This is a genomic window from Leptospira ryugenii, assembly GCF_003114855.1.
Lineage (GTDB): Bacteria > Spirochaetota > Leptospiria > Leptospirales > Leptospiraceae > Leptospira_A > Leptospira_A ryugenii.
The window spans coordinates 277,941-302,612 of record NZ_BFBB01000004.1 but is presented as its reverse complement, the minus strand read 5'-3'; the positions used below and the strand labels follow the sequence as shown (position 1 = coordinate 302,612).

Here is a 24,672-nt window from a genome sequence, read left to right as displayed (position 1 = left end):
CCGAATCAATTCTTGCCAGAGGACTGCATAGAGAGGAAGACCCCTGGGGCAGTCCAGGGGTTGAGCGCGGGATGCTCAGGAGGTGCTTAGAGTGTGCGGAGGAAACCCCAAAAGAGAACAGCAAAGCCTCCCACTTCTCCCAGAATGAGTAGGACCATGGACCCATGTGTCAAGATGGCGGGGTGCAACCAAGAGCCAATTCGATACGGCTTTTGGAATTGGTTGTCCGTATCTTTTAGGACAGCGTGCAGAAAGTAAGTGGATTGAGCGAAGGCAAAGAATACCATCGCAGAGAAAGCCGCGTAAAAGTTTACCTCTTCTGAGAAGCTGCTAAGTTCAACGAACTTAGAAAGTAGAATGCAAGCAAAGCTGTAGAGAAGGGATGCTCTATGCAGAACACTTACATATTCTGGGGCCACAGCATCTTTGGATTTTAGGATTCCATAGTACTTCCAGATCCCACATAGCAAGCCGACCAAAAAAAAACTCCCACCAAATACATAGCATAATTTTAAAGCGTCCATTGTTTTCTCCTAATATTGAACTGATGTTTGTTTTTTGATTTTAGCCTTTAGGTATACTTCGCTCGACCTATTCTATAATTTAGGTTCTATTTTTTCGGCTAAGGCAGCTTTTTCTTTTGAGAATGCAGAGGAGTTTTCTTTGTATTCTGTCGGAGAACTTCCCATCAACAATTTGAAGGCTCTATTGAAGGCGGATTTTGAATTGAAACCTACTTCATAGGCAATGGTTAGGATGGTTTTATCTCTTTTGAGTAGGAGTTCGCATGCAACCAAAATTCTGTGCACATTCAGGTATTGGTTGAAACTCATTTGGTAGTGGACGTTGATTAGTTCTGAAAGTTGGTGTGGACTAAGTTTCAATTTTTCTGCTAAACTAGGCAATCGGAGATCCTCACGTTCGTACAATGCGTCCCTGATCATCAGACTGTGCAATTGAGTTTGGGCTAAAGCTAAATCGAGTCCTACCAATTTGGATTGGGAATACCTAACTTTTTGGAAAGCATCGGAAATCTCTAGTAAGACAGAAGGATTGGCCTTAGAGTATAAGTATACGCATACTGCTGCAAAGGTATGGGACCAGGCACTGTAGGTAAAGAGTGACCTTAGACCGACCACATAACCTGTGATATCGACTGCGATCATCATAAAAATATATATAAGGAGGAGGAGGGAGAAACGTTGTAAGTTTTTCGGCATGTAGCGAAGGGCCATAGTGCCTGCAGAAGACTTGCGAAATAGAACCAAACTGGAATACACAAGGATGCTCACCTTTGGCCCAAGAACCCAAATCCGCAAACACCAGTCGTATGGAGAGCCTTGGCCTTGTAAGACACTATTCATCCAGACTTCTTTTGTCTGAATGTCCAATCCATACCAGTAAAACAGTGGAAGAGTGCCTATGCTTATAGGAATGAAATGAATTAGATCTAGGGATGAGTTTTCGTTTCCCAATAGCCTTTCATAGTAAAAGTGGAGCGATGGTCCTATCAAATAAAGCAGTGGGATGGGCGTCGCATATAGGTTAGGTGAATGGTGGGCAAAGCCTGAGAGTGCAAAGGCCTCCCAAAGTAGACGAATCCCCGAGACTGAGACAAAATAGACAGCTATCCATCTGTGTTTGCTCTTTTGTTGAAGGGACAGTCCAGCTGCCCAAATGAGGCAAAAAATACCACCAAACCCCAAGATAGAAAAATCAATCAGACGAAAGGATTCCATAGATTATCTGATTTGCCTATGACCTTGGATGTACGGATTCTTTCCATGTGGAATCTGAATATAAATCTCTACACCAATATTTCAATCAAATGTTTTCGATCAGCCAATCTGACTTTGAAACTTTGTCACCTTGTTTTCAAAAACTGAAACGAAAGAAATTTGATTTATTAGTTCGTGAGTCCGAAGTCAGGAGATATCTATACTTTGTAGAGTCCTGATGCTCCTACTCCTATCATAATAACATTATCGTTTGTGTTTGGTTTTGCTTGGGTTTTGGGATAGGATGCTGTTTTTTGATGCGATGATATTGCTCGTTTTAAGATAGTAATCTCATCTGAATTTTGAGGAGCCCGTATTTGATAATCCATTCTAGTTTTGTTAAGGAAATTAGAGAGGGTTACCAATAGGAGTGCCCCTCAGCTGAGGAGCGTTGTCAGGTTTGCTAGAAAGATTTTCTTGCTTTCGAAATACAAAAGTAAATTCAGCGTATGTATTTCGATCACGATTTGGCGTAGGCGGAAATTTCCAAGATGAGATTTCTCGTTTGATACAGTTCTCAAAATCTGCCGATTGGAAATTACTCGTAATGATCTCTGGGGTCTCGACAAAACCTTCTGGTTGAATCTGCCAGTCTACATGAATCTTGCCCTCGGTAATCTTGGGCTTTGTATCCAAGAATTCATTGTAACAGTGTTGGATTTTCCGACTATGCTTTTTGATAGTGTTGTTCACTTCGCGTTTATTGTAATCGGATAATATTTGTTTATCGACAGATTCACTTTTGGACTTACCACTTTCTGTTTGTCTCATTTCTCTTAAAAATAAAAAATACACTAAGGAGAGAGAGAAGGTAGTAACTAAAAATACGGCTATTTCCCTTTTTCTTACAAGATGATTAAGTTTTTCCATGATCTCATTTACGAACGAATACATACACCGCACCTGCCTCTGGAGCAGAGTTATTCGAACTCGTAGTGGTTTCGTTAGAAATAATGGTCTGATTGCTGTCTTCAAATGGAACTCCCGCGACTACTGTATCTGCGGAAATAGAAACAGAATATCCGAACTCATCGAAGGAATCTACACTTGACGCTTTGAGATAGGCTTCCTGAGTCCACATTGTCCCTTTTCTTGTAAATATATAGGCAGAACCTGCTTGGGGTTTTGAATTATCTGAACTAGCAGAATTTCCATTTGTTATGGTTGTTTGGTTGCTAGCTTCAAAATTTGCGGCAGCAACAATCGTGTCACCCTCGATGCTTACAGGCCCAAGCCGAGCTCCTGCAAGTGCATTTGAAGCTTTTATATACGCTTGCTGACTCCAAGTGGAACCGCTTCTAACGAAAACATAGACTGCTCCTGCATCAATCGCTAAATTGTCAGAACTAGCAGAACTTCCATTAGTAATGGTTGTTTGGTTGCTATCTTCCAAAGGTGCCCCCACAACTATGGTGTCTCGGTCAATGCCAACATAAGTACCAAAAGCAGAGATAGCTGCTGTATTTGGAGCTTTTAAATAGGCTTGCTGACTCCAAGTGGAACCGTTCCTGACAAAAACATAGGCTGCTCCCGCATCGATCGCAGAATTGTCAGAACTAGCAGAGTTTCCATTGGTAATTGTTATCTGACTGCTATCTTCTCCTCTAGCTCCGACTACGACGGTATCAGAGGAAATGGCAACTGCCCTGCCAAATAAATCATCTGCACCAGCATTTGAAGCCTTTAAATAGGCTTGTTGGCTCCAGGTGGAACCGCTTCTAACAAAAACATAGGCTGACCCCGCATTACTGGCAGAATTATCAATGCTAGCACCTGTTCCATTTATAATGGTTGTTTGGTTGCTATCTTCAAATGGAGCAGTTACAAGAATTGTGTCGCCCGATATAGCAACTGATTCACCAAATCGATCGCCTGTTCCAACATTAGGTGCTTTAAGATATGCTTGCTGACTCCAAGTCGATCCGTTTCTCGTGAATACATAGGCAGCACCAGCTTGAGCCGAAGAATTGTCCGCACTTGCCGTGGTGCCATTTATAATGGTTGTTTGGTTACTTGCTTCAAAATTTGCTCCCACTACAATTGTGTCTCCCGATATTGCAACTGAATTCCCAAATCTGTCACCAGCATCAACATTGGGTGCTTTAATATAAGCTTGTTGCGTCCAACTATCAACATTTCTTAAAAATACATACACTGCTCCTGAACCACTTATTGAATTATCAACACTGGCACTGGCACCATTTGTGATTGTCGTCTGGTTGCTGTCTTCTAAGGGGGCACCGACGACCAGCGTATCCCCTGAAATGGCAACAGAAAATCCAACCTGATCACCTGACTCAGCGTTGGGTGCTTTGATGTAAGCCTCCTGAACCCATTTTCGGGGAGTACTAGGTTGAACTCTTGCTGGCGGACGCAGGCAAGGAGATGCATTGTTGCCAAAAGCAAATAAGAGAATTTCATTTACGATAAATGATTCAGTAGTTGGGTCACAAACGTTCTGAATTTCTGGTGATTTGCAGTGAAAAAGAAAAAAAACCAATAATATAAATATATATTTCATTTTAATTCTATAAGAGCTAATCAAATCCTTTCTCTGATTTTAATACATTCTAAAAGCGGTATTCTGCAATATGAAGGACTTACCTAACAAAAGCCAGCCAGACGCAATAATTATAAGTAGCAGTTTAAATAAAGATCACCTCAATCTAAATCCTAGAAAAAATCATTGCGCTTGGTAATATCTGATTTTCCATCTATCAAATAGATTTTATATACGCGTATACTTTCTCTCTGGATTTTTTTATAACATTTAAATTAAATAAATTTTTGACTATTATTTTTTTTAAAACAGTTCGAAGTTCGGTTTCTTATGACATCTATTTATGATTTGTAGTGTAATTTAGGTTATTTCATTTAAAGGTTCTATCTCCTTTAGTTAACGGTGATTATTATAACCAATAAGAAAGAGAAAATAAATTGCAAAATTTCATACTAAAATTACAATTAATTACCTACTTAACCCTTCATTTCGCGAGCGATCGAGGAGGGCTCTTTCGTAATTTTATATCCCGCATATTTTTCTTATTGGAATTCCTTTTCGTTTTTTTCTTCAATCTTCTTTCTTGGCATAGTAGTCGCTCTTTTATATTCACAAAAAGCAGCCTAAATATCAATTCTGTATTTTAGGGTGCAACTCATAACATAACGAGAATTTATTTAAAGAGGATCTATTTTTTCAGACAATCAATCGCTACTTGTCATCACACGGTTCCCAGTGCCATCACCACTAACGGCAACAAAAAGTCCATTCCCATACACCACCGAATTCCAGCTGTTATCCGCAGCCGAAGGGCGAGTTGTCCAATTGATGCCATCCGGGCTTGTCATGACTCTGTTCCCAGTACCGGTCTGGCTAACGGCAACAAAAAGTCCATTTTCGTATGTCACACTTAGCCATTGGTTATCTGCAGCCGATGAGCGGCTTGTCCAATTGATCCCATCTGGACTCGTCATGACTCGGTTTCCTGTACCTGAAATACCAACGGCAACAAAAAGGCCGTTCCCATAAGTCACGGAATACCAGTTATTATCGGTAGCTGAAGTGCGAATTGTCCAATTGATGCCATCTGGGCTCGTCATGACTCGGTTTCCTGTACCAGTATTACTGACGGCCGCAAAAAGGCCGTTTCCATAAGTCACAGAACGCCAGTTATTATCTGCAGCCGAAGTACGTGTTGTCCAATTGATGCCATCTGGGCTCGTCATGACTCGATTCCCTCCACCAGTATTGCTGACGGCAACAAAAAGACCATTTCCGTACGTAACTGAGACCCAGTTATTATCGGCGGCCGAAGTACGTGTTGTCCAGTTGATGCCATCTGGGCTCGTCATGACTCGATTCCCTATGCCAGTGATACTGACAGCCACAAAAAGACCATTGCCATAGGTAACTGACGCCCAATCATTATTGGCCGCAGAAGAACGAATTGTCCAATTGATGCCATCTGGGCTCGTCATAACTCGGTTCCCTGTTCCGGTTAAACTGACGGCAACAAAAAGACCATTTCCGTATGTTACTGAATTCCATTGGTTATCCGCTGCAGAAGTGCGAATTGTCCATACATTGGCTGTTGAGCTACCGTTTACAACCAAGGAGATCGTTACACTTACGCTCGTTAAACTATTTGATGCAGTGATTGTATGATTGGTGGGTGGCTGTGTAGACGAAGGTGTCCCCCGGATAACACAAGTGTTTGCATCAAGGGAAAGCCCCGGAGGTAGCGAAGGAGATGCGCTACATGAGCTAGGATTGCCTGTGACCGAGGGAGTGATGGTCGGGATCTGGACTCCTCGGGTAAAACTATAACTATTCTGAGGGTAAGAAAGTGTTAAGAGTGAGCTATTGCCAGAAAGTAGGGAAACAATAGAATTTGAACACAGGAACAAAGACTCCTTGTTGACTGCAATTGTGAAAGCGATATTTCGATTTTTTTGGCTGGCGGGGTCACAAGAATTTTCTAATACGGGAGGTTTACAGGCGACAAAGGCAGAGAAATAAAACGCGAGTGAGATGGCTAGCAACCAAAAAGGTGAGGATTTTTTGTATTGATCGAAAAGACTATTTTTTTTTCGCATACACGTTCACTTTCGACTAGCCGTTCACCTGATAGAAAGTCAATGATCAGGAAAGGCGACTCTATTTTCGCAGAAAAATACAAAAAATAATCCGATTCATAATCTTGCGAACGGAAAGATAAACATCAATCCGCAAATTTGTCTGTATCCAAAAAATGTTCTTGGTTTGCTAAGAGTCTTAATTTTTTGAGAATGAGGTTGTAATCTGAGCCACCTAAGACGGATTCTGCTTTCTTTTGGGCCTTGTTCCAGGCTACTAAGCCTTCTTTTAATTTCTGAATGCCTTCAGGAGTTAAAGAAATCTTACGTGCTCTTTTGGTATCAGAGGGTATATCAGAAATCCATTTCGCTTTTTCCAATGGTTCCAAATTTCTAAGCAAGGTTGAGCGATCGTACACTAACAATTGCGCTAAAGGGGCAAGTTCCATCCCTTTCGGATTCGCACCGAGAGTCATTAGGATATTAAATCGATTTGCAGTGAGACCCACAACTTCCAAAGCGAAGTCAAAATGGCGATCTACCGTACGAACTGCACGCCTAAGGTTTAAATGTAAACAGCGAACCCCACCTTTTCTCATTTCTCGAACAAACTGATTCGGTAAAGAGGATACAGTTTCTACATTCTTTACTTTGTTAGAATGTTTGCTTGCGACTGATTTGCTTTGTTTTTGGGCAGCCATAGAAAAATTTCACAAAAAAAGAACAAGGCTGGCTAGCAGTTTTTACACTGCTACCAGATTTCGGATGGATTGTACCCTTAGGTCAATGCTTTCCTTACCTTGCCATTCTTCTCGGTATAAAATAGAATTTAAAAACTCCTTCAAATCACTTTCATGCCTTGCTGGCCTACCCGATTTAACATCCACGTAGACGAAATCTCCCCATACGACCGATTTCAATTTCGAGGTTTTAGGATCAGAAAAAATAGCCTCTACCCATAGAGAACCTTCTCCTAATGCCACAAGTCGAGTGGAAATGCGTACTTCTTCATTCCATAGGATTGGTTTCACATAGTTCGCTTTCATCTTGGAAACAACCCAACCTTTCCCCGCTGATTGGGTCCAAGAGGGGATATCAAAACCATAGTAACGCCGTAGCTGGTCCTCTCTGGCATCGAGGGCATAGTCTATGTACCTTGCATTGTTTAAATGTCCAAACGGATCGCAATCTTGGAAGCGAACCCGGTAAAGTCCCGTAGGTGAGGTATCTATTTCCTTTGGCTGCATTGTCTTCTCCTATCTATGTATTTACATATATGTAAATACATAGATAATTGTCAATACAGATTTCAGTCTAATGCCTATGAACGACGAGCCCCACTCTTACCAAGTCAAGATGCAATACCAGGTATTTAGCGATGCCTTCCATTCCTATGGCTTTCGCTGTCCCAAACCACTGAATCCTTTTTTGAATTTAGATCTTTTTCATATGTCCAAACCTACCTTTCCGCCCCACCCACATTCTGGATTTTCAGCGATCACATATTTATTTCCCTCCTCGGAAGGATCGTTTCAGAATCGAGATAGTTTTGGGGACCGTTCCCTCATCGAACCAGGCAGTCTCCATTGGACACAAGCAGGTGAAGGGATGTTTCATGAGGAGATCCCAACAGAGCTCGGGACTGATTGTTTTGGCTTGCAGATGTTTGTCAAAATGCCGGCCGCTGATGAATTGTCGAAAGGACAAGCCTTTCATTTAGCCTCTGATACAGTCCCCATTGTGAAAGAGTTAGGAAAGGAAGTGCGTGTATTAACTGGCTCGTATGGAAACATGAGTTCACCCATCCAGAGCACAGCACCTCCTTTTCTTTTTTTAGATGCCCATCTATCTCCCGAAACAGACATTCGCTTTCAAGTGAAGAAAGATGTGATTACTCTTCTTGTAGCAGTTGTGGGAAATATTGAAGTGGAGGGCTTTGGATCTGTTGCGGAACATACTGTGATGGTGTTGCAAGGAGAGGACCGAGACATCAAATGTAATACTACCACATCTAAGGCTGAGTTCTTATTTTTACAGGCAAGACATTTGGCGGAAGATTACCATTGGATGGGTTCCTTATGTCTATCCACTAAAGAGAGACTGGAATCCACCTTCTCAAAGTTACGTGCTGGAGCACTTGGAAATTTAAGTCCATCCTTTTAATGTAAACTCTTTTCCAAAAAAAATAGGGTGCAGGATTTCTCTTGTTAAGAGAACCTCTGCACCCTGATGCCAGCTTCCTAGTTCGGATTGAAAGGGATAGAAGAGTGGTGGACTACAATTTTTAGTTCACCGTCTTTGCCTTTCACATAGCCAAATGAGTATTCTACTTTTGTATCGGCACCGCCAGCAGCTGGAGTGAACCAGTAGTTTCCCATCGCCACTGCCATATTGCAGCTGTTATTGACAATGCCATAATTTTTCCATCGCACGGCAGCCCAAGGTTTGATTGCGAATCCCTTGTCTTCTGGGAATGCAGGATTTCCACCAACAAAGTAGGAGAGAGCCGAGTCAAACGAAGTTCGGAATTGGTCTACCGAGGCAAGGGTAGGTTTGAAGAGGACTAGGCTCAAATCATAGCCATAGAATTTATTGATATGTTTAGCCGCTGCCTCTACGTAGTCGCCACCTTGTGTGTAGACCTTTCCAATTTCTATAATTCCTTGGCCCCAGGCTTTTTGCGCAGCTACGACCTCCATCTCTGTTATGCAATCTACTTTCTCCTGAGTGGAGGCAACTGGACTTTGGTTAGGGGTTTTCGATACCTTCTTAGTCGGACCTGCCAAAACTGGGAGGCTAAACACTAGGATTGTACCGAGCATTAGTTTTAAACCATTCGCTTTTAGCGTCTCTTTGGTTGAAGAATTAAAGTTGTTCATGGGAATCTCCTTTCCTTCCTTTATACCCGATCTTGGGTGCAGAATCGTCCTGACTTATAAATCAGAACTCGAAAGAAGAAAGATTCGTGAAAAAAAATTCGTATAAAATGAATAAAAGACCTCAACAGATTGGTAGGTTAATCTTCCAGAATGAAACGGAAATCCATCTTTGGTTCGATATTTTGCAGCCGTATCAGGTACTCTCCTGATTCTGTACAGGACCCTCTATAGGAATCTGGTAGCACAAATAAACGACTGCAATGAAAGTCTTTCCCTCTGATAATAAAAATGACCTCCTCAATCCAAGAATCCCATGTTGAGCCAGTTTGTAGAATGTACTCCAGGTAGATTCCCTTTGGTGATTTACTTCCACTCATTTGAGGTGCCTGGTATTCGTAGCGTGTGAGCAATCTATGCTGTGATAAAGAACTTGGACCTAGATAAAAATGATGGATTGCTGGAAGAGATAAATTGCCAATGCGGTAGGTAAAACCAGGCTTTGCTTTCCATCTTTCCACGGGAAGAGAGAGCCCATCCCATTGGACAAAAAAGTTTTGTAAAGGAAAGAAATCGGTTTCCGGAAAGCCGATGCCCAAAGGTTTCTCAAGTCTCCCCTCCATCTCAAAATCGACAGAGACAAAGACTCGCTTCGACTTGTGTATCTCCAAGATCACTATCTCTCGTTTCAAATTCAAAGAATAGATACTCGTGATCCAAAAGAAAGAAACGAAGTAGGATAGAAATGCTAGCGGCAGCTTTCTTTTTCTTTTGCGACTTCTTTGACTCGTTCTTCTGGCCATTTAGGATCGGGGATTTTGAGTATGATTTCGGAGATACATGTGTCTTTAAATTTTTTACCAGGAAAAACACTCAGGATTTTAATCTCCACCCCGGTAGTGCAAGCGTAGATTCCGTGAATTTCTTCGCCGCCAACCATTCCTCCGTCCTGAATCGTATCGAATATACATTGATTCTTTTTGGTTTTTTTACATTCTACTATTTCTTCGTCTGAACCGCCTCTGATCATATCACAACCGTTATCGCAGCTATAATCCGAAAACTTACCTTTAAGGACTTTTTTGCGACCTGTTGATAGGAAAAATGTTGCCTCGTATTCTTTGATTCTATTGTTTAACTGGTAATAATTTTGATTCAGTAAAACGCCATGGCCAACGACAATGGCCTCAATGAATGTAGGTTTCCAGTTGATGCGTATTGTTTCACCGATGCCATCATCCTCTTTTCCTTCACACCAAAAGGTTGATGTTTTTTGGTCCATTGCCTTTTCTGCGGCATAGAAACCCTTACTTTTCCCTGGCTCAGTCAGCACAGAGCTCGCACTTGCTTTTGTAGCCTCAGTCAATTGAAAGAAATAGTCTGGTGCTTCATCCGAAATGAGCCAAGTCCCAGATAGTAAAAAAAGTAAGATCAGACAAAATCGTAAAAAATTTATCTTGTGGTTAGTTGGGTATGACATAGGCTAAAAGCTCCAGTTGTGGGCGAAGTGTTTACTATCATATGCTAAAAAAATCCATTGCAAGTGATAAATTTCTCTACCAGTCCACTTTCTTTAGCCTGATTTTACTCTTTTTCTGCTATCGATACCCATACCATGCCGCCTTCGGCTCACTTATGTTATTTGGTTTTTTACATATTTACATGGAAATCAATGTGTGGAGAGGGTATCATCATTCTTTTCAAAAGATAAACAGATTTCCTTATTGGATCCTCTTGACTGCGTTTTGTTTTTCAATCGTGTCTATGCTTTATTTGGCAATGGATTTATCCGGTAAGCAAATTGGTAAAATGTATCCATATTTTTTTTTGGGAGCCTTCGGGATTTGGATTCTTTTCTGTATCATATTTCAGTATGGCTTAGAGGCATCCAAATTGGTTTATATCACGATCCTTATAGGAGCATGTACTTATCTATTTATATTGGCTTCTCGGCCTAGTCTCCTGTATTTTTTTCTAGTTCATTTTCATAATTTTATCCCCTGGATTATGTTATATGGTATACAAAAAAACAAACGGGTGATTGCCATCGCTCTTTTGTTTTCTGTTGTGTTGCCAGTCATCTCGTTTATCTTTTATGCTAGTTTGGGTCTAAGTATATCTGAGATCGCTCTTCCCGAACGATTAGAGGTGGAAATCTTTCGACAAATCCTTTCCCAAGAATTGGAATGGATAACAGGTACTACTTTTTTAGGTTACTTTGCCTACCAACAAATTTTACATTACATTTTGTGGATATTTATTTTGCCTTTGATGGTAAAGAGAAAGTTTGAAATACCTGCGCTCTCCTATTCCAAAAAGAAAGAAGGGAATCGTTTGGAAATTCTTTTGGTATCTTTTGGAATTGTGTTTGCCTTGATTCTCTTTTGTATCTATCCCATCGACTTTCGAAGAACATATTTTGCCTTTGGCTTTTTCCATATTGCCATGGAGTATCCACTGCTTACTTTCTATCTGAAGCAAAAATCTCTTTCATTTACCTAGTTATAATACCTGCGGTCAAAAAGATCGCTTGTACATAAAGAAGGTAATGCCTAAAAGTATGAGAAGGGCGATACCCAGTATTGCCAAAGCGATGATTAGGTCTAGGCTTGCATCACCGTCGACTTCAAATTGGTAAACCTCTTCTGTGAAACTTGCACCATATTCCTTCTCAAAAAAATCTTTTGTACTAGAAGAGGGGCCTTCCCACAATACATTTCGAAGAACCCCTTTGAACTCAGTCCTTTCGAACAAGGCATTGAACTCTTCTTCTGGGATGTCATCGATTTGGGCAAGGATGTGGATAGGGGATCCGCTTTCCCAAGATTCATCGACAAGAGGACAGAAAAATTTTGTTGTCGTCCTTCCTTTGCGTGTTGTCTTCTCTTCCAAACATTCGGAAAGAATGGAGCCTTGGAGAATTAAATTCCGAGTTCCTAATAGATGAGGGTTTGTTAATTCATTTGCTTTGATAGTTTTTGATCCTTTATCCAAACCATGGACAAACATAGGAGCCAAAAAAATTGAAAGGACAAGGGAGACTACTATGGGCACTGCGAATAAAGTTACCTTAGAAGTATCGAATGTTTTCAATTTTTGAAAGGCTTCGGATCGAGGTACATTGCGAAGGTCTGCTGATGGTTTTTTTTCAGCTAATCGTGCGACCAAATTTTGCATGCCCACTTCTGAGGAAGTACAGTTGAATCGATATGTTTTCTGTTTTCCATTTTGAGATTGTGTGAGGATGACGAGTTCGTCGAATTGACCACTGGGCATAGGGCCAAAATAAAAATATAAAATTTCATGAAGGTTTAATTCGTAATTCCTCAATCCTTGTTTTAACTTCAGAGTTTTTTCATCAAGAGTTGCTTTGACTTCTAAGACTGCATACGAATAAGTAAAGGTTTCCATAGGCATGTGACTTTACTCTAGTTTCTCTGGCATGGCAAGAAGAAATTGCAGTACAATTTGTATGTTAAAAGTACGAACATTGTCCTTAAAAACGGAGCTCTTGGAAGGAGCTTTCCCAAAGAAAGGATCTCGTTTGAATTTTATTGGAAAACTGGTCAATTTTTTTCCCTTCCAATCTGAAAAATCTTTGCACTCTCTCCCCTCCAATGATAGCCTCATGCTTCATGAAGATGCGCATCACTACCGTTCTATTTGTTTGGATGGCGCTAGTAAGCTTCCAAGACACAGAATCCAAAACAAACATAGCTCATGAGGATGGTTGGGAGTCCCAGGAGAGGCAGATACAAGTCTTAGGAAAGGAAAAAACCATTCGCATTCTATACAAACCGGATGCCAAAAAGAGATCGTTTGCCAAAGAGATGTTGGATCGAGCCTGTGCATACATTCCTAGAGTCGCAGAATACCTAAACTCAGCTCCTAGTGCAGATACTCTTACAATTAAGGATATTATAGATGGATCAATTGCACGTAACGAAGGTTCAATCATCTATGTGCCTCTTGCTTACCCAGATCCTGAACTTTTGACGCCTCCACCGCTTCTCTACCATGAGATTGGACATTGGTGGTTTGGCCAGGAGCCTCGCTGGATCGGAGAAGGTGTTAGTAGTTTTTTACCTATCGCCTTGCAAGCATCAGGTTATCTACAATGGGATGAATTTGAAATGCATAAGATTAAATCTTGGTGGGGGTTTTTCAATCCACTTTCCAAACGGGACTTTCCACTGGGTGACTCTAACTCCAAAGATGAGACAATCAATTCGGATTTTCAGATCTACTATGAGAAGACATTCAAAATACAATATTATATATTTACATACTTAGGTAAAGAAAAGTACCGCGACTTTCTCATCTCACTTACAGATCCAGACCACAAAACATGGAATGAATATTTCATAGCTCCGTCCAAAACTTTATGGGAGCAAAAATCAAAAGGAGTATTATCTTTGTTGGATTCTCAAAAGAAAATAAATTGGGAGAAACAATTATCAGGTTGGATTCTGACAAAAGGGTATTCCAAAGAAAGAGCATCACTCTTATCCGATGCAGATGGTGATTCTCTTACCGATTTTGAAGAGGAGGTGTTTGGCACCGATCTATCCCAATGGGATACGGATGCTGATGGAATAGGAGATGCCTTGGAAAGAGTCCTAGGTACTGATCCAAAACAATCTAACGTACGAAGTGAACTCAAATCCCAATTGAAAAAGAAAGGTATACAATTAGATGGAATGGATGATGATTGGGACCTTTTAGAAATCCCGGAAATCAAAAATCCTTCTTTGGAAATAGGAAAACAAAGAATGGCTTTGCAAAGTTTTCGCTATTTAATCAAAGATCAGGTACTTTATGGTGTCATTCGAGCCAAACAGCCATTTTATGAGGTATTTCAATCACAAAAAGATTTATATTTTTATCTGATGGATGTTTCGGCCTCAAAAGAAAGATCTGGGCTCGGATTCAAATTGCATATGAATGATGCGTACGGTTGGGAACATGAAAGGACTAAAGGTGAAAAAAGATACTTTTGGGGAAAGGTGGGGCATGTCTTCGAGTTTAAGATCGATCTATCTAGCCATCCAGATTCGGATTTGAAATTGATCCCTTTGTTGAATGGCTCCAAAGGACCTTCTTTTGGCCAGTGGGACTATGCATCACCCATTACGATACCCATTCCCCTTTGGTAATGGTAGACTAAACGTTTGCAATGAGCAGTCGGAAGCACGATATCTGGGAGATTATTTGGTTTGTATTTGTCTGTGTCAACTTCCTCGTCTTGGAATTGAGATACGATCAGTGAGTCAAAAACAAATCCTTTCACCAAGTTTCGAGTAAGGATACAAGGGTACGGATTGATTTTTGGATTGGGGCAATGTCCAATCCCTTACGGTTTCCACCTACCGGCACCATTGGGCCATCAATCGAAAGCATTGCCAATCCATGAATTTGGCTCCAAACAAACAAAAGTTTGTCGTAATTCTTTTGGCGCTGGGTCTTGTCGGGATCAATGGCCAATGCTAATTCCCGAAATGCAAGTTCTCCTGCTCTTTGGAATCGTTCCTGTCCTCGGTCTACGCGATCAGAATGAAAGATCAAGGGAAAAAGTTTGGGTGTTTCCATGGCAAAGCTTACGTAAGCGAAACAAACATTGTACAAAAGACTTTCTTTGGGCGCTTTCCGCTTCTGCTCCTCAATCTTTGCGTGCAATCTCTCGAATCCTCTAGCTGCAATTTCCGTGAGTATCTCAGATACGTCCTTAAAGTAATGGCCAGGTGCACTATGAGCAACACCAGCAGCTTTCGCACAAGCACGTAACGAAAAGGCTTCCATACCTCGGTCCTGAATCCATTTCTCGGCTGTACGAATCAGAGTTTCGTAGAGGTCACCGTGGTGGTAGGCTCGTTTTTGCGTTTTTGGCTTAACTTTTTCCAAGAGTCTTCAGGATCTGCGGGGATCGTTAAAAAATAAATCAAAAAATAGTTTTTAATCTTGACACTGACAAAATAAAGTTTGGTTTATCTTGACATCGTCAAGATTGGAGTTTAGGATATGTTTCTAAGTCGATATGTGGTTTTATTTTTCTTTTTTATCTCGTTTGGGGGTCAGTTGTTTGCCCAAGCGATTCAATTACCAAAAGAGGGGATTCGTTCCAACGCACTTTGGCCTATCTTCCCTGGTGGGAAGTTCCGATTTGCATACCGCCGTTCATTGCATGATCAATTGGATTGGAGAACGGACATTCTCCTTGGTATCGGACATTCCGTACCAGAAAGAAGAGCCACAGAAGGTACATTTTCTGAAACGTCTGCCATCGTGGGGATACGTCAGTTTTTAGCGAGTCCCTGGCACCTTGAAATGGTTGCCGCTTATGGGCAAAGTACCTTGAGCAATGCAGTGAGTCCTGGACCTACAAACGTACGAACCTTGGCTCTTTTGAATGCTGGTTTGGAATACTATGCTATAGATGAGATTTCTAGGCAGAAAAACTTTAGAAGTATGGACTTGGAACTAATGGCCTTAGGTGGTTATGAATGGAAGTTATCCGAGCAATGGTCTTTGGATGTGCAAGCTGGTTTTGCGAAGGTAGTCTCCAAATCGAATCCCTGGCCCATTTACAAAGATACAAATAGAAGAGAGACGATCAGTGAGTCCATCATTCCTGTTGCCACACTCCATGTCACATATTGGTTCTAAAAAAAGAAAACTAAATGCAGGAGTGGAGAGGTCTGAATCATAGAGCAATGAAATCACTTAAAGATTGCTCGGATTTAATTCCTTATGTTACACACTCCCTATACTTTGTTATGGTTTAAGCGGGACCTCAGGTGGACAGAACACCCCGCATTGGGCGGTGCCATCGCGCTTGGTCTTCCTATCTATCCATTTTTTTTATGGGAGCCAGAGTGGGAGAGTGATCCAAGTACCGACATACGCCACCTACGCTTTGTTTGGGAGTCGATCCAAGATTTAAAGTCTAGCCAAAGTCCAAAACCTGGAAATTTCTTTCTTCATAGAGAATCTTCTCCAAAGTTTTTTGAAAGTATCTTTCGATCTTCTCCGCCTAAGTTTTTGGTTTCTCATATGGAAGTGGGAAATGATAGAACCTTCCAAAGAGATATCCGAGTCCAAGCTCTATGCCAAACATATGGTGTTAAATGGATTGAATATAAACAACAGTTTTTAGTACGCGGACTTCGCAGAGGAAGAAAGGATTGGCCTGCGCAGTGGAAGGAATGGATGAGGAGCCCTATGCTCCAAATTCCCTCGGAAAGGATCATCTGGAAATTGGATGCAATCTATCCTGAGTTCCAAGCAAATCTTAAGCATCATCCGAAATTCCAAATAGGAGGAGAAAAGGAGGGAAAGAATATCTTTTCCCATTTTGTAGAAGAAAGAGTTCGGCGGTATAGTCCTTGTATCTCAAAACCAGAAGAGAGCCGTATTCATTGCTCAAGACTTTCTCCTTACTTAGCTTGGGGCAATCTCTCTCCGAAATGGGTCTACCAATTAACAATAAAACAACAGGCAACTAGCAATCGTTATTTAAAAAATCAAATGAATCGTTTTTTATCTCGTTTATTTTGGCGAGATCACATGATACAAAAGTTTGAGTCGGAACCAAGGATTGAGAAAGAGAATTTTAATAGAGCCTTTGATCAACTCGTAAAGGCTCCTGATCCGAGATTGTTGCAACTTTGGGAGGAAGGTGAGACAGGTTATCCTTTAGTGGATGCCTGTATGAAATGTTTAATTGAAACAGGCTACCTAAACTTTCGGATGCGAGCTATGTTAGTGTCTTTTTTAACAATGGTTTTTTGGCAGGACTGGCGATTGGGTACAAACCATCTCGGAAGGATGTTTTTAGATTTTGAGCCTGGAATTCATTACTTTCAATTCCAGATGCAAGCAGGTACTGTTGGCATGCACCAATTGAGAATGTACAATCCGTACAAACAAAGTATGGAAAATGATCCAGATGCTATCTTTATCCGAAAGTGGTTACCAGAATTCCAAAAAACTCCCATACCTGAGATTCACCAATGGGGAAAGGAACAATCACTGTTTGCGATTGCAAAAAGACCATACCCTGCCGTAAATCTTGACCTCGCCTTACAAAGAGCAAAAGATGTTCACTTTCAATTCCAAAAGAGTATAGAGGTGCAAAAAGAAAACAAAAGGATAAAACAATTGCATGTCAATGGATAGATAAAACAAACATTTTTATCCATTGTAGATTTTCCAGACATTCATTCATGATTTGGTATTGATTCTTTTTTTTAAGCGAACTAGAGTTTCTAAGGTCATTCCAAGATAAGCTGCAATGTGTTTTTGTGGTACCTTATCAAATAATTTTGATTCTCTCTGTAAAAGCCAAAGTAACCTTTGCTCTGCTGTGTTAAATTGAAGAGCTTGCAATCGATCTTCTAATCTTAGAATCTGATATTCTAAAAATAATGTATCTAATTGCGATAGTATTGGATATTTCTTTCTAAATTCTTCGAAGACTCCATATTCGATTTGTTGAATATAGCTATCTTCTAGTGTTTGGATATATTCTATTGAGGGAGATTGGGTTGTGTAACTTTGGAAAGAAAAGATGATCTCTTTTGTAAAAGCAAAATCGGTCGGAATTTTGATTCCATTGTTCGTATAAAATTTCCAGGCTCCTCCGCTTTCAATAACATACAAATATCGACAAATCTCGCCGGCACTCATGATGTATGTGTTTTTTGGATAAAAGACCATATTTGAATGATTGCTAAATTCTTCCACAATCGCTAATGGTAGAGAATCCCAGATTTGCTCTATGGAAGCTACATAGTCTTTTAAAATTTGATTTGTTTTGGCATTCATTCGGAAAAAATAGCTCTGGTCCTGCAATGCATTCGTATCGATCCAGGGTATCATTTTATTTTCAATAGGGCAACCAATAACCTCATGATTTGGCATGATTTCTTTCCAAGTTCGCAAAGCAGCTTCATCTCTTTTGATTGAAAATGAGTGAATTTGTTTTAATCATTGAGAATGCACGTATGGATTCTGTTTAGGGGCTTTACCTCTCATAGAAGATTCTGTCTCTAGTCTATACTTTAAAAAGTCAAAAATCCCCATAACAAATCTCCTTTTAGATGTTTGGATTGCATTGTTTCACGATCAACCGGACAGGTTGCACATCGAAATGCGCCATGCGAGTTTGCATGTTCCGTAAATTCTAAACTGATTACTTTAAATCCTTTTTCTTCCAGTTTTGTTTGTAGTTTGCTATGTCTTTTTTGTAGAATGATGGTTTTTGGATCTAGGACCAAAACATTTCCCGCAAGCTCCTTTCTCTCATCATCATCTAACTCAATGAAATCATATTGGTTGAGTGGGAAAGGAAGAGGGAGTTTGATGGAATTTTTATGGATGATAGCCAGGTTTTTGCCGATCAAAGTTAAGCAACAATCTAGATGCATAATCGTAGGATCGGAAAGATAAACAGGAACAACAGTGTATCGATTGCCCAGTTTTCTCTGTAACCATTCTATCCCCTTTTCATTGGATGCATAGGTATTTACCCCAACAAACACGTAAGGATAATCAAGCAACACATCGCCGCCTTCTAAAAAAGTATCCGAATCTAGATCGATTGAATCTATTTTGATAACTTTTGATTGGAATGAGGTGAGAAGAGAATGATAGCCTCTCCTTTCTTTTTTTCGCATCGGTATTTGCAAATTCCCAAATAGAAAATGATTTCCAATCATCATTGCGGGATCTCTGGCAAACATCTGGATCAAACCTCTTGGTTCTTCTTGTTTTGGTTCGATTGCCTCTAAACGATGGACTATGACACCATGATTTTTTAAAACTTTTTCTAGGATATTGAGTTCTGTTTCGTATTGTTTTGTTAGGTAATGGGGGAGTGGCCTATCACCAAATAAGAAATGAGCAATTGGATAGAGCAATCTATCCCTAATCCTTAAACCAGATACCATTTCTTTGGGCAATTCATCATGGGAATAGATTTTTGATGAGATCCCAAGAATTACTTCTTTTAATTTGCCATATTCATTGAAGACAGCCATACAAATGCCTCTATGGCTTGATTGTCCTTATGAGAAAAGCATGAGAAGTCCTATAATAGGATGAGGAGTGTTTATCGTTTGATCTAGATCAATGATTTTATTTTTGGAAATAGATGGAAAATGTAGATCCTTTGTTTACCTCACTTTGAACGTTTATCTTTCCACCCATTGATTCCATCTGTGTTTTAGCTAGGTAAAGTCCAAATCCCTTTGCATCTTCATTGCCATGGAAGGTTTTGTACATACCAAAGATTTTGTTTTCATATTTCGAAAGATCAATTCCCAATCCGTTATCTTCAATCTGCAATACCAAATACTCTGCAGTTTCCTCAGTTCGAATCCATACTTTCGGATCTCTGACTGGGCTTCTGTATTTAATGGCATTGCCAATCACATTGAGAAGAACACTTTCCAGGTAGGCAGGGATAACTTTTACGAAAATGTTGTGTTCGATCTCTAAATGGATCGTACATTTTGTACTTGCAATGACATTTGTCAGTACATCTAGGGTTTTTTTGATCTCATTACCTAGATTGATTCTTACCATGATCCGAAGGTTATTCTCTTGGATGGTTAAAATTTCATTTAGATTGTGGATTGTTTCCTCCAATCGATTCGCACTAAAATGTAAGAGGTCAAATAGTTTGTTTTTTTCTTCTGGGTCTACAGACAATTGTAAAAGTTCTAATATGCCTTTGATATTGGCAGAATGGGAACGAAGATTGTGTGAAACAATGTAAGTAAAGTTTTTTAGTTTTTTATTCTGCTCTGAACTAACAGAGAGGAGGTCAAGTGCTTGTTGGTAAGAATTTTTTAGTTCGGTAATATCCCGTCCGACCGAGTGGATTTTGATGAGATTTCCACCTTCATCAAAGATGCCTTGGTTGATCCATGCTGTCCAACCCAACTCACCATTTGCCCTTTTGTCGCGATTTTCCCAAAGAAAAATATGATGGTCTGGATCAAGACTCAATATCTTTTCTTCTATCATGTGTAAGTCTTCGGGAATCGCAAAGTCCTTCCATCGTTTCCCGAGTATCTCACTCTCGGCAAGTCCCAATGCTTTTTGTAAGGCGGCATTTGCAAATTCTATCTTGGTATCGGGATCAGATAAGGTAACGAATTCAGTTTGGGATTCGACAAGTTGACGGTATTTGCGTTCGCTTTGTTCGAGTGCATCTTTTTGTTTTTGTAATTCAAGCTCTATTGATTTCAATTCTGCATTAGAATCTTTTAATTTATGATTGAGCTCTTCTAACTCTTTCCAAGTTTTGACTTGGTCTGTATTTTCAATGGCTAGAATGGCGACACCAATGACAGATTGGTGTTGGTCATAGATGGGATTGTGCCTGAGTTCAAAAGCTTGCCTTGCATCTTCGGAATTTCCATGGAAGGCGGTTTCTGAAACGATCTCACCTGCAAAGGCTTTTTTGAGTTTTTCCAATGCGGAATCGCGGATCTCTCCTTCTGGAAGTAGTGCAATGGCATTTTGTCCGATGGAAATGTCATGGCCATACAGTGATTTCATATATTGTCTATGGCTTTCATTAAATGAGGTATAACATAAGTTTCTGTCCAAGGAGAAGATGGCATCCGGGATTTGGTCTAAAATCGCTTTGCTAATTGATGCATTTTGGATCAGTCTTTCTTGGTGGGATTGGTATTCTGTGATGTCCAGAGTGATTGAATTCCAAAGGATAGAGCCATCCGATTGTCTTTCCGGCGTTGCCTGCCCATACACCCAAAGCTGTTTGCCTGTCTTTTGACGTATCTTCCAAACATGTGACCAACTCTTGTCTAGTTTTGCTGATTGGTTGATTTTGTCTAACAGCACTGAGATATGCTCTGGGTCAATCTGGTACCACAATAGGGAAGCATCTTGTAATGCCTTTTCTGGTTCGATACCATATATATCACGTACAGCATCGCTCACATAAAATATCTGACTTGTACCATCCGGATAAAATGTATATTGTAAATACATTACGGGGAGTTTATCTATAATTGCTCCTAAGGTGGTTTCAGGCTTCATATAATGACGTGCAAATATTCTAACACTTTGGTTTGTATCAAATATTGAGGCACCTTCTGAAGATCAACCAAATCTTATCTTTTTTGATTCATCATTGTGATCTCTTACCTATTGTATCTGATCAAGTTTTGAAAAAGGAAATACGATTCAATAGGTTTTGGTTACTTTCCTCTAAGAGATTCATGCGTCCTCTTAAGTGAGTGGTGTCTCTACTTAGCTCTTCTGCTTCCTCTGACATAGCACTGATGCCTTGCTGTATGGATTTGATGGCTTCGCTATTTTCTTCCGTTGCTTGTTTGATTTCTAAAAATCGTTCTGAAATTTCGAGGATTTGGGTCTCAATCAAATTGGCTGATTCCACGGATGTTTCCACTTGGTTGGAGACCTCTTTGATTTGGTTGTGGTTGTCACTTGTGCTACTGTTGATCTTTTCTAAAGAGTTTAGATTTTCTTCGATATTGGAGGCACCTATGCTTATGGAATCATTCAACTTTTGGATAATGGTTTCAATTTGTTTTACAGAGTTTGCCGAATTCTGAGCTAAGTTGGCAATGCTATCAGCAACCACAGCAAATCCTCTACCAGATTCACCGGCACGTGCCGCTTCAATAGCCGCATTTAAAGACAAGAGGTTTGTTTTGCCAGAGATCTCATAGATCATTTTGAGTACTTGGTTGATCTCAACCGAATGGTTTTGGATATCTGACATCTGTCGTTTGAGTTGGACCATCATCTGTGAGCCGTGCTGTGCATTAGCTTCCAGTACGTCTGCGTTTTGCGATAGCCTTTGGATGAGCCGATTGATTTCGGATGCGATCTGGCTCGATCTTAATATATCTGTTTTGATATTTTGAACGTTCTTTTCCGAGTTTTCGATGGCCATTTTTACGGAATCTGTTTGGGATAAAATCTCTTCGGAAGCGGCAGAGATTTCTTCGGAACCCGAAGCAATCGAAAGTGAAGTTTTTTGGAAGTTGTCTGCTAAGGAAACACATTCATCACTGATGCTCTTTGTCTCTTGCACGTTACCTTGGAGTTGTGTGATCAAATCTCGATAAATGGTAGATAAGGAAGAGAAGGAGCGAGAGAGACTTGAGATTTCATCCTTGCCTTCCTTTGCTTTCCAAATGTTTAATTTTCCATTTTCTGATTCCTTCATAGCAAGGGACACCAAACCTAGCTCTCGGTTGATCCTTCCTGCAACACTTTGTGCAATGAAAAAGGAGATAGCAAAGGCAAAGCTAGAGAGAAGTGTAAAAAAGAGTAAGAAGTTTAGGTTGGCAGTGCGTTCCATTTCAGCCTCTTGGAGGAGAAGGTCTGCTTCGGAGAGAATAAAGCTTTGGAGTAGGTCCATCTTTTCTGTAGAGATTTTCCACCACTCTTCTTGGCTGATCTCTGGGAGTCGGTCTCTCTGTTCGGATAAGAAGGTGGTAATGTCTAAATACTTCCCTTCATAGTATTGTTTCACAAAATCTTTTACCCGTGAGGAGATGCTGGAGTTTTCAAAAAGAGCCGTAATGAATTGCATCTGGGCAAGTGCAGAAAGGCAAAGGTTGTATCTTTCCTTTGTGAACTCTTTTTTTGTTAAGGAAACATTTAGATTGGAGCGGAGTTGTCCCGCACTATCTTTCCAAAGGAAAAATAGATTCATTTGGCGGATACGATCAGAATACACTGACTCACCGGCCGCCGTTTGTAGTTCGGCTAGTTTCAAGAGATCTGTTAATATGGCTGTATACTCTTTTTGGATTTCTTCGGGTGTTCTACCGAATGTATCCAATCGATCACGTTCATTCAACCAGACCGAACGGATCCGTTTCAAAGCAAATGTTTTATCGGTAAACTCTTCCGAGGAGAGTTTTTCCAGGCCGGCCCACTCCGTATCTGCTATTTTTCTTTGTTGGTCTAGCTCAGCCTTTACATTGGCATTGAAAGCTGCTGCATAGATATTGCTTTTGCCTCTTTCTTTCTGTGTTTCATGGATGACTTTGGCGATGGATTTTGAAAACCGAACTAGATTCACAACATTTTCAGAGATTAGATACTGATCATAGGCACTGTGCACTCCGTATAGAAAGAAGACAATGAGTGGGATACCAAGTGCTGATAAGAGAAAGGTAAATTGAAGTTTAAGCCTGTAATGAGATAATACTTTTTCGATCATAGCCATCTATTTATTTTTATTTCTTTTCCAAAGATACAAACTATAGACGAATACGTTCTCGAGGAAACTCTGATTTAGAAATTTATTTATAGAATATTCAGCTATAAAAGGAGAGCACTCGGAAGGACATTCAATTCTGAGTGCTTTACCTAAGATTGTTTTGGTACTTGTTGTACGAGTTCACTTAATTTTGTTTTCTTAAGTGATTGGATGATATCCTCTTCTACTTTTGTAGAAACCTTTGACAAGATATTTCCCATAGCACAACTCACTGGGCAATCTGTATATGGCTCTTTGTGAGGAATTTCGATCCGATTGTGTTCTGAAACGGCAAGATATATTTCAGATAGATCAATCGATGAAGGCTTTTTTGCCAATTGCACTCCTCCTGCCTTTCCACGAAGAGATTGGATCAGCTCTGCTCGCGCTAAATCTACTATCAGCTTCCGCACAAAGCTCGGGTTGGTGCAAAGACTTTTGGACAGCTCCTCGGAGCTCATCCATTTCCCAGGATTGTAGGCGAGGGCAGTGAGTAGATGGATACTGACGGCAAACTTGGTCTCAACCATAGGAATAGAGTTTCCAACGGATAGTTTCTGAAAACTATAAAAAATGTAATTTTTATAGTTGCAATTAATCGGTTTTAAATGTACTTATCAAAAATACATTTATTGAGAGGATAGAATATGAAATGGATAGGTACTGGATTATTAGGCTTTACGACTTTGGGTTGTCTTGTCTTTGGGGGCATGAAGGTAATCGGAGCAGAACAGATGCTGCAAAACATGGCGAATCTTCACTACGGTGAGGGATTCACTCGACTCTTGGGTCTCTTAGAGGTAGTTCTTGGGATCAGCATTTGGTTTTCGAAATACCGTTTGCCCAGTTTGGTTATACTCTTTGGAATCTTTTCAGGAGCCATTGGATCTCATTTAGGCCACGGAGATGTTCTTCCCTCCATCGCACCCGCGAGTCTCTTTTTTGTGATGACTTTGGTATTGTTTTTCCTTCACCCAAGGACACAATTTGGTATCTCTGAAAGTTAAATGATGCGAAGGCTAGCCGATTCACAGCTCACACCAGTTCTGTGGGTTGGCTAATCCTTTCCCCGATTCACACAAATGAGACACAATTCACGAAAAAACCAGCAGTTGAAGATAGTTTTTAGAAAATGTCTGCTTTTATTGATAATTTATAATTTTAATATATG

General features: G+C 40.3%; 25 protein-coding genes. 6 read left to right on the top strand and 19 right to left on the bottom strand.

From position 1 onward, the window contains the following. Nucleotides 1-86 precede the first annotated feature (86 nt). The 8 genes from DI060_RS09815 to DI060_RS09785 all read right to left on the bottom strand — a co-directional run bounded on the left by DI060_RS09815 (nt 87) and on the right by DI060_RS09785 (nt 7,600). On the bottom strand, nt 87-524 hold the full coding sequence (locus tag DI060_RS09815; RefSeq protein ID WP_108976287.1) for a hypothetical protein: 438 nt from the start codon (nt 522-524) through the stop codon (nt 87-89). A 72-nt stretch (nt 525-596) separates the two neighbouring features. Beyond that, nucleotides 597-1,739: a helix-turn-helix domain-containing protein gene (locus DI060_RS09810; protein ID WP_108976285.1), complete on the bottom strand. Its 1,143-nt coding sequence runs from the start codon at nt 1,737-1,739 to the stop codon at nt 597-599. A gap of 197 nt (nt 1,740-1,936) precedes the next feature. Then, complete coding sequence (locus DI060_RS18955; RefSeq protein ID WP_167836967.1) at nt 1,937-2,107, bottom strand: hypothetical protein; 171 nt, start codon at nt 2,105-2,107, stop codon at nt 1,937-1,939. A gap of 19 nt (nt 2,108-2,126) precedes the next feature. Beyond that, nucleotides 2,127-2,549 carry an AgmX/PglI C-terminal domain-containing protein gene (locus DI060_RS09805; RefSeq protein WP_244594344.1) on the bottom strand — a complete coding sequence of 141 codons (423 nt, stop codon included), beginning with the start codon at nt 2,547-2,549 and terminating at the stop codon, nt 2,127-2,129. Between the two features lie 103 nt (nt 2,550-2,652). Further along, nucleotides 2,653-4,278 (bottom strand): hypothetical protein, encoded by a 1,626-nt coding sequence (locus tag DI060_RS09800; protein ID WP_369689616.1) that lies wholly within the window; start codon nt 4,276-4,278, stop codon nt 2,653-2,655. 704 nt (nt 4,279-4,982) lie between these two features. Further along, nucleotides 4,983-6,374: a putative Ig domain-containing protein gene (locus DI060_RS09795; RefSeq protein ID WP_108976279.1), complete on the bottom strand. Its 1,392-nt coding sequence runs from the start codon at nt 6,372-6,374 to the stop codon at nt 4,983-4,985. A 125-nt stretch (nt 6,375-6,499) separates the two neighbouring features. Then, nucleotides 6,500-7,054 carry a MarR family winged helix-turn-helix transcriptional regulator gene (locus DI060_RS09790; protein ID WP_108976277.1) on the bottom strand — a complete coding sequence of 185 codons (555 nt, stop codon included), beginning with the start codon at nt 7,052-7,054 and terminating at the stop codon, nt 6,500-6,502. Nucleotides 7,055-7,096: 42 nt separating this feature from the next. Beyond that, nucleotides 7,097-7,600, bottom strand: a complete 504-nt coding sequence (locus DI060_RS09785; protein ID WP_108976275.1) for an acyl-CoA thioesterase — start codon at nt 7,598-7,600, stop codon at nt 7,097-7,099. A gap of 76 nt (nt 7,601-7,676) precedes the next feature. On the opposite strand from DI060_RS09785, the gene DI060_RS09780 reads away from it, so the two are divergent. After that, nucleotides 7,677-8,516 (top strand): pirin family protein, encoded by an 840-nt coding sequence (locus DI060_RS09780; RefSeq protein WP_167836966.1) that lies wholly within the window; start codon nt 7,677-7,679, stop codon nt 8,514-8,516. A gap of 77 nt (nt 8,517-8,593) precedes the next feature. Here DI060_RS09780 and DI060_RS09775 read toward each other — a convergent pair whose 3' ends face one another. The 3 genes from DI060_RS09775 to DI060_RS09765 all read right to left on the bottom strand — a co-directional run bounded on the left by DI060_RS09775 (nt 8,594) and on the right by DI060_RS09765 (nt 10,709). Next, entirely contained in the window at nt 8,594-9,232 is a 639-nt protein-coding gene (locus tag DI060_RS09775; protein ID WP_108976271.1) for a phosphoribosyl-AMP cyclohydrolase, read from the bottom strand. Nucleotides 9,233-9,369: 137 nt separating this feature from the next. Next, nucleotides 9,370-9,921: a hypothetical protein gene (locus DI060_RS09770; RefSeq protein WP_167836965.1), complete on the bottom strand. Its 552-nt coding sequence runs from the start codon at nt 9,919-9,921 to the stop codon at nt 9,370-9,372. Nucleotides 9,922-9,977: 56 nt separating this feature from the next. Beyond that, nucleotides 9,978-10,709 (bottom strand): NADase-type glycan-binding domain-containing protein, encoded by a 732-nt coding sequence (locus tag DI060_RS09765; RefSeq protein WP_108976267.1) that lies wholly within the window; start codon nt 10,707-10,709, stop codon nt 9,978-9,980. Nucleotides 10,710-10,750: 41 nt separating this feature from the next. Between DI060_RS09765 and DI060_RS09760 the strand changes: the two genes are divergently transcribed. Then, a complete protein-coding gene (locus tag DI060_RS09760) occupies nt 10,751-11,731 on the top strand; it encodes a hypothetical protein (RefSeq protein WP_108976265.1) in 981 nt (326 codons plus the stop codon). A gap of 15 nt (nt 11,732-11,746) precedes the next feature. Here the strand turns inward: DI060_RS09760 and DI060_RS09755 are convergent, their stop codons facing one another. Then, a complete protein-coding gene (locus DI060_RS09755; protein WP_135355031.1) occupies nt 11,747-12,640 on the bottom strand; it encodes a hypothetical protein in 894 nt (297 codons plus the stop codon). Nucleotides 12,641-12,870: 230 nt separating this feature from the next. Between DI060_RS09755 and DI060_RS09750 the strand changes: the two genes are divergently transcribed. Continuing rightward, nucleotides 12,871-14,385 (top strand): hypothetical protein, encoded by a 1,515-nt coding sequence (locus DI060_RS09750; RefSeq protein WP_108976261.1) that lies wholly within the window; start codon nt 12,871-12,873, stop codon nt 14,383-14,385. Here the strand turns inward: DI060_RS09750 and DI060_RS18950 are convergent. Together DI060_RS18950 and DI060_RS09745 are read right to left on the bottom strand one after the other, a co-directional pair. Then, complete coding sequence (locus DI060_RS18950; protein ID WP_167836964.1) at nt 14,346-14,519, bottom strand: hypothetical protein; 174 nt, start codon at nt 14,517-14,519, stop codon at nt 14,346-14,348. The genes DI060_RS09750 and DI060_RS18950 overlap by 40 nt on opposite strands. After that, nucleotides 14,516-15,130 carry a TetR/AcrR family transcriptional regulator gene (locus DI060_RS09745; protein WP_108976260.1) on the bottom strand — a complete coding sequence of 205 codons (615 nt, stop codon included), beginning with the start codon at nt 15,128-15,130 and terminating at the stop codon, nt 14,516-14,518. The genes DI060_RS18950 and DI060_RS09745 overlap by 4 nt, the downstream gene beginning before the upstream one ends. Nucleotides 15,131-15,247: 117 nt before the next feature. Here DI060_RS09745 and DI060_RS09740 point away from each other — a divergent pair, with 117 nt between their 5' ends. Together DI060_RS09740 and DI060_RS09735 are read left to right on the top strand one after the other, a co-directional pair. Further along, nucleotides 15,248-15,892 carry a hypothetical protein gene (locus tag DI060_RS09740; RefSeq protein WP_108976258.1) on the top strand — a complete coding sequence of 215 codons (645 nt, stop codon included), beginning with the start codon at nt 15,248-15,250 and terminating at the stop codon, nt 15,890-15,892. A gap of 84 nt (nt 15,893-15,976) precedes the next feature. Further along, nucleotides 15,977-17,404 carry a cryptochrome/deoxyribodipyrimidine photo-lyase family protein gene (locus tag DI060_RS09735; RefSeq protein WP_108976255.1) on the top strand — a complete coding sequence of 476 codons (1,428 nt, stop codon included), beginning with the start codon at nt 15,977-15,979 and terminating at the stop codon, nt 17,402-17,404. A gap of 45 nt (nt 17,405-17,449) precedes the next feature. On the opposite strand, the gene DI060_RS09730 is transcribed toward DI060_RS09735, so the two are convergent. The 5 genes from DI060_RS09730 to DI060_RS09710 form a co-directional block, all read right to left on the bottom strand. Continuing rightward, nucleotides 17,450-18,148, bottom strand: a complete 699-nt coding sequence (locus DI060_RS09730) for a Crp/Fnr family transcriptional regulator (protein ID WP_108976253.1) — start codon at nt 18,146-18,148, stop codon at nt 17,450-17,452. A gap of 140 nt (nt 18,149-18,288) precedes the next feature. Further along, complete coding sequence (locus tag DI060_RS09725; protein WP_108976251.1) at nt 18,289-19,266, bottom strand: dimethylarginine dimethylaminohydrolase family protein; 978 nt, start codon at nt 19,264-19,266, stop codon at nt 18,289-18,291. 97 nt (nt 19,267-19,363) lie between these two features. Then, nucleotides 19,364-21,298, bottom strand: coding sequence for a PAS domain-containing sensor histidine kinase (locus DI060_RS09720; RefSeq protein ID WP_108976249.1), 1,935 nt, complete (start codon nt 21,296-21,298; stop codon nt 19,364-19,366). A gap of 121 nt (nt 21,299-21,419) precedes the next feature. Next, the gene (locus tag DI060_RS09715; protein WP_167836963.1) at nt 21,420-23,462 is read right to left on the bottom strand and encodes a methyl-accepting chemotaxis protein; all 2,043 of its coding nucleotides are present in this window, start codon (nt 23,460-23,462) and stop codon (nt 21,420-21,422) included. Nucleotides 23,463-23,611: 149 nt separating this feature from the next. Beyond that, complete coding sequence (locus tag DI060_RS09710) at nt 23,612-24,031, bottom strand: RrF2 family transcriptional regulator (RefSeq protein WP_108976245.1); 420 nt, start codon at nt 24,029-24,031, stop codon at nt 23,612-23,614. A gap of 117 nt (nt 24,032-24,148) precedes the next feature. On the opposite strand from DI060_RS09710, the gene DI060_RS09705 reads away from it, so the two are divergent. After that, entirely contained in the window at nt 24,149-24,508 is a 360-nt protein-coding gene (locus DI060_RS09705; protein ID WP_108976243.1) for a DoxX family protein, read from the top strand. Nucleotides 24,509-24,672 lie beyond the last annotated feature (164 nt).